Source organism: Mesorhizobium sp. M4A.F.Ca.ET.050.02.1.1, from assembly GCF_003997725.1.
Taxonomy (GTDB): domain Bacteria; phylum Pseudomonadota; class Alphaproteobacteria; order Rhizobiales; family Rhizobiaceae; genus Mesorhizobium.
Map to the genome: position 1 here is coordinate 1 of NZ_RZSG01000388.1, position 5,521 is coordinate 5,521.

At 60.3% G+C, this 5,521-nt stretch carries 8 protein-coding genes; all 8 read right to left on the reverse strand.

The window, feature by feature from the left end:
• A partial coding sequence (locus EOA33_RS22305) for a hypothetical protein (protein ID WP_145989236.1) occupies window positions 1-230 on the reverse strand: 230 nt, incomplete at its 3' end.
• A gap of 81 nt (window positions 231-311) precedes the next feature.
• On the reverse strand, window positions 312-2,036 hold the full coding sequence (locus EOA33_RS22310; protein ID WP_190234338.1) for a DNA methyltransferase: 1,725 nt from the start codon (window positions 2,034-2,036) through the stop codon (window positions 312-314).
• Window positions 2,037-2,112: 76 nt separating this feature from the next.
• Window positions 2,113-2,436, reverse strand: coding sequence for a hypothetical protein (locus EOA33_RS22315; protein ID WP_127406611.1), 324 nt, complete (start codon window positions 2,434-2,436; stop codon window positions 2,113-2,115).
• Entirely contained in the window at window positions 2,436-2,624 is a 189-nt protein-coding gene (locus EOA33_RS22320) for a hypothetical protein (RefSeq protein WP_127406612.1), read from the reverse strand. The genes EOA33_RS22315 and EOA33_RS22320 overlap by 1 nt, the downstream gene beginning before the upstream one ends.
• A complete protein-coding gene (locus tag EOA33_RS22325; RefSeq protein ID WP_127406613.1) occupies window positions 2,603-2,860 on the reverse strand; it encodes an ABC transporter permease in 258 nt (85 codons plus the stop codon). The genes EOA33_RS22320 and EOA33_RS22325 overlap by 22 nt, the downstream gene beginning before the upstream one ends.
• Window position 2,861: 1 nt before the next feature.
• Complete coding sequence (locus EOA33_RS22330) at window positions 2,862-3,065, reverse strand: hypothetical protein (RefSeq protein ID WP_127406614.1); 204 nt, start codon at window positions 3,063-3,065, stop codon at window positions 2,862-2,864.
• The gene (locus EOA33_RS22335) at window positions 3,062-3,739 is read right to left on the reverse strand and encodes a glycosyl hydrolase 108 family protein (RefSeq protein WP_127406615.1); all 678 of its coding nucleotides are present in this window, start codon (window positions 3,737-3,739) and stop codon (window positions 3,062-3,064) included. Before EOA33_RS22335 ends, EOA33_RS22330 begins: the two co-directional genes overlap by 4 nt.
• A gap of 9 nt (window positions 3,740-3,748) precedes the next feature.
• Window positions 3,749-5,140: a hypothetical protein gene (locus EOA33_RS39190; RefSeq protein WP_190234339.1), complete on the reverse strand. Its 1,392-nt coding sequence runs from the start codon at window positions 5,138-5,140 to the stop codon at window positions 3,749-3,751.
• Between the last annotated feature and the right edge of the window lie 381 nt (window positions 5,141-5,521).

A 5,521-nucleotide genomic window follows, 5' to 3' on the forward strand; every position in this document is an offset into this window, starting at 1 on the left:
TTGGCGAACAGAATGTTGAAGTCGTAAGTGTTGCCGAGCGTGGCGGACGTGCTCAGGTCGTCGGACTTGGTCTCGCCGGTGTAGGCCTTCACCGCCTTTTCGGCGTCGTCCATCCACTGCTTTTCGAGCTTGCCGGCCGCCTCGACGCGCGCAAGCCACTTCGACCCCTCTTTGCGAAGGGTCTCGCCCTGCTTCTGCTGATCCGGGGTGCGCTTGTCCGCCTTGGCCATGGCGGGCAGGATGGCGGCGGCGAATGCGAAATTCTAAGCCGCTTGGAATGCAATAGAGCCGGGCGATGCCCCGACGAAACTCTATTTGACCTTGCGCGTGTAAGCCGATCTGGTGACTTCAATTTCGACGGGACGGATTTGACGATTGCCTTTGCGCTTTGGGATTTCGGGTGCACCCTCGATAGGGAAAAGCATCTCGGTCTGCCCCTCTACGCGCTTTCGCCCACGTTTGGCCGGCGGTGGCGGTGCTATGACTTCCGGCGATTCCAGCATCCCGGGTACCTGTACGGCGCCCGCCTGGAAAAGCTGATCGATGGTCACGATCTGGATTCTTTGAACCTTCCTGGAAGCGGGGCCAACCTCCCGCATCGATGCTGCCTCGCGGACCATGGGCGCGGTCGGCGGATTGACGCAGACAAGAACGCCGATGTCGGCACCCTCGCGATCGACAACCGACTTCAGCTTATGAATGGCATCGACACCGACATTGAGGCCGCCCTTTACTGAAACAATGGCGCGGTGCGCTCGTTCACTGCCGAGTTGATGGTAGCGAATAATGCCATCAATGCCGCCGTCCGCGCCGGGCTTTTCCTTTGGAAGGCCGCCTAGGGTTAGGACTGCCCATTTCTGGAATTCCAGCCAATCACGCGCCGCCAAAGCAAGGGCATCGTCCGCATCCTGCGGACGGCCAAATAGCTTGTACTCCCCCTTTATAGGTTCCTTAAAAGCCTTGACTAGGCGGTTTTCTATAACGTGTATAGCGAGATAGGTAACGTCGATCCCTATCCATCTCCGGCCTAACCGCTGCGCCGACTCGATAGCCGTTCCGCAGCCGCAAAATGGATCCAGCACCACGTCGCCAGCATTCGAAGATGTCAGAATAATCCTGTCCAAGAGGGCGAGCGGCTTCTGCGTCGGATACCCTATGCGCTCCTTATGCGCTCCCGAGAGCGACGGGATATCGGCCCAAATCGATTGCGCGGGCACGCCCTGTGATTCGCTAAGGTACAGAATTTTTCGGGGATAGCCGGTTCGGGAGTAGTACAGGCGCCCCTCATCGTGGAGCCTCTGCATCGTTTCCTTGCTGTAGCGCCATGCGCGCGTATGCCCGTTCCATTCAAAGACCGGATTCCCCTTCTCGGCACCGCCGGGACCGGTCAACGGTGTCGTTGTATATCGCTCTCCCGTCTTCTCATCGACCAAACGATACGTCTCTTCGACGTACTTCGGGTCGAGTGGCGTGAACTGCTGCGTCCATCGACGGTCGTCTGACTTCGAATAGAAAAGCAGTGTGTCGTGGACGCGGCCGAAGTGCTTCGAGCCTTGGCCAACATCGTTGTGAGCGCCGTAGCGCTTCCAAGCTATCTCGTTGACATAGCCCCGGACGCTAAAGATCGAATCCAGTAGGATTTTGAGGTAGTGGCTCGCGGTTGGATCGCAGTGAAGATACAGCGAGCCTGTCGGCTTCAACACTCTATGCATCTCGATCAAGCGAACAGCCATCATGGCCAAGTAAGCCATCATATTGCTGGTCGGAAACACCTTTTGAAAGGCATCGAGGAGCGCGCCGGCTTCCAGGTGACGCTCGGCAGTGTCGTCTAACGCCCTTTGCGCATCTCTACCCCAAGTCCATGTGTCCTCGAAAGCATGCGACTGAGCTTTAGACGCGCCCCCATGCTTGGTCCCGTAGAGAACGTTGTAATTCGCGTTCGAATTAAAGGGTGGATCTAGGTAGATCAAGTTCACCGATTCCGCAGGCATAGCCCGCAGAACATCTAGGTTGTCACCAAAGTGCAGCTCGTTCATAGCAGTAATCCCCGCAGGTAACATTGCAGGGGTTGGTTAAATATTTAAGAAGACGAATTTCCCTGGGATGAAGCGCCTAATCCTGGACGGCCGGTCTGAACTTCCGCACTACGAACTCGAACAGGATGTCGGATATCCACATCGCCGACACTCCGATCAGGAAGGCGGCGGCGAGGATGGTCGTTTCATCCTTGGTGTCGGGGATCGGGAGTCCGATGGCTTGGGAGTAAGACACCGTCGGCAAGGTCAGGTAGGCCGCCGCCAATGCCCCGCAGATCGGCGAGGCGATCATCTCACGGATCTTGTAGCGGTGGCGCGAGAGAGCCCTCAGGATGCCGCCGGCGAGGCCTGCAGCCACAACAGGGCCTTTGATGCCGAGGAAGTCGAGGAATTCGTGCATCATGGCCTCCAGCCGCAGAGTTTGGCGCCCTTGAGATTGTGCGCGAGTGCCGACCGCGCTTCGGTCGCCGTCATGTCATCGACGGGATTGCGGTTCGGCTTCTCGACATCGCAGAAACTGCCGCCCGCGTGCTGGCAGGCGGCAAGGGTGACGAAGGCGGCCAGAGCTAGGATTTTGGGCGCGACCATTTGGCCTGCTCCTTCAGAACCTCGGCGTCAGTCATGCCAGCAACGGCCTGGTCGATCTTGTCTGCCTCGTCACGGGCTGCCAGCCGCTCCAGAGCCTGCTTATTGCGTTCCGCCTTGGCGCCAGAGAGGCGGCCTCTGATCCACGCGCCAACCGCCATGACGATGCCCGCGCCGATCGCGATGACGACTGGATTGTGCAGGAACGATTCGAGAAGCGCGGTGAAGACCTCGACCATGTCAGTGCTCCCAGCCGAAGCGGCGGGCCATCCAGTGCCAAGCTTCGGTAGCGCCGCCGATCGCCAACCCGAGCCCGGTTTCCAGAGCCATCTGGATATCGGGATCGGCAGAGAAGGCTGAAGCGTCGTCGGAGCCGAGCAGGCCGCGCGCGACAAGCACGCCGGACCCGTAGCGCAGCGCAATACGGACAATGACGGCGGTCATGGTGATTTCCTTCTGAAGACGGCTTTGAGGAATGCGAACAGCGCACCCCAGAGCGGATTGCGTTCCTTGGCGGCAGCGGCAGGCGTAGGAGCTTGCGGCATGCTCGGCGGCGTCGCGCCGGAGACCGTGGAAGTCGGCGCGGGCTGAATGAAAACAGGCTCGGCCATCATCATGGCCTGGATGCGCACCCCTACTACGCGGCTCTCCCAGCCCCGGCCGAAGGTCGGCCAGGTCGGCAGACGCCGGAGGAACGCCAACCGGGCATCGCAGAGCTTGTCGATGACGACGCCGGCAGGCTTGGCCCGCACCGCGGCGAGCGTGGCCGGTCCTATCCGGCCATCCTGCACCACGCCGACGCCGCATGCCGCCTGGAGGTACTTTGCCGCCCTGCCTGGACCGCTGTTCACCGCAAAGTCAAAGACGGCATAGTCAATGCCATCCGGCAGCTCGGCGCCCGCCACGGCGTCCCAGTAGAAACGCCGGTAAACCGTGGCGATCTGTTCATCCGTGATCTTGCGAAGGTCGGCCTTGGTGGCGTTGGCCTTCACGTAGCGGCGGAAGTTCGCCAGCGTGACGCCCTTCATTGTGGCGCCGCCAGGATCGGCCGAATTGTCCGACCAGCCGCCTTCGGATTTCAAAGTGAGTGCAAGCGCCCGCTGGAAATTGCGGTCCATGTCACGCTCCTAAAGGTTGAATTCCCAGCCACGGATGAAGAGCTTGTTCGAGCCGCTGTCGCTGGCCCACCAGACGTGTTGCGCGGTCTCCAGCGGCACGTACATTTGCAGGGAGCCGTTGATGGCAGCGGACGCCACGATGAAGCACGCATAGGACGGATTGGTGGACGATGCTCCGCCGCCATACGATGCGCTCGGCGACAGGATCAGTTCCGCCCCGGTGTCGACGGCATTGCTGACCGTGAAGTACGCCTTGGTCGCCAGAGGCGGAATAAAGGCTGAAAGGTCCAGATCCGTGTAGGTGCCCACCGCCGGGTCACCAGTGGTCCCGCTCGCGATCAGGACACTGGCGGCCGGATTGGTTCCAATGACGATGCGGCATTCCCTGCCATACTGAAGCGTCCGCCAGAGGTTCGATGAACCGTCATTGCGAATGGCGCCGACCATCAGCTTGTGAGTGTACCCGCCGGGCATCGTCGGTGCCGTGGCGCTCATGGAGATCAGAGCGGCCGTCGTGGTGCCGTTCCAGATCACCCAGGCATAGTACCAGGTGCTTGCCGCCTCGGCGCCGGTGTCGAGGCCGTTGGCGCCCGATGCATTGAGGGCTGCCGTGACGTTGACGGCGGAGAGACGCGCCAGATAGCCGCTCGTGTCCTCGACGCTGAGCGCGTCGGCGGTGATCGTTACCTGTGTGTCGCTGGTGACCTGAACCTTCAGATTGCGGAATCCACTGCCGATCAGCCGCGAGTTTATCGCAACCGTCCCGTCGGCATCTGGTGCGGTCAGCGTGCGCGTTGTGCCGGTGGAAACGCCGGAGACCTGAAGCTTCACCTTCTTGGTCGCGTCGGCCTCGTCGATGATGAACGTGGTGTTGTCGACCAGGCTCTTGTTGTTCAGGGTTTCCGTGCTGGAAGGCCCGGCATAGGGAGCGATTGCCGCCCGTTGGTATGCGAGGCATTTCCAGTTGCCGCCCCCCAGCGAACGCATGCGTGCGACGTCGCCTGCCGCCGTGGTGATGTTTGCCGCGTCTGGCAGGATGAGGCTGGTGGCGTTGTGCGTGAACGTCAGGACACCCTGAAACACCAGATCCCGCTCGGCGCCGGCCGGAAGCGTTCCCAGAGCGGTGATAGCCACGGTGCCCGTCACGTTGATGATCGAGCCGGTCGAGTTCGCGAGATTGAGTGTCGCGGCCGACGCCATGTCGGCGCCGTACAGATTGAAATTGTCGTTGCCGCCTACCGCTGTTGAAGATCCCGAGCCGCCAGCCGTGACGGGACGCGCGGCGTTCGCGTCCGCGACCAGATCGTCAACAAGCGCGTTGTATTTCGCGCTCTCGATCGTCGTGTTCGGGTTGCCTTTGGTGCCCGGAGGGGCTGAATAGACACCACCAGCGCGCGGCATAGCTGCTCCAATCTATCGATTGGGCAGATGATCGTGGTGAGTGTCGCGAAATTCTAAGCCGCTTGAACTTGGCGGAAGCCGAAGAAATCGGCGGCCCGCCACATGCACTAGGCGGGCCGTTGGCTTCTGAGGGTCACGGCTCAGGATGGCCGGGCTTTCCAGGGCCAGGCCTGTCAGGGCAAAACTTCATGTAACACCTTTCTCGATCGAATTGGTGCTCGTCCCTGCAATCAGTCCTGCAGTCAAATATTTTAGCTTCGTCATTAGGGTATTTTGTTAGGCAATCATTCTCGCATTTTGCGAATTCATCAGCTTTGCTCGACAGGCACATTGCAAGTCTATTTTTGTCGCAATATGTGGGGAAATAGTCTGGATTTAGAT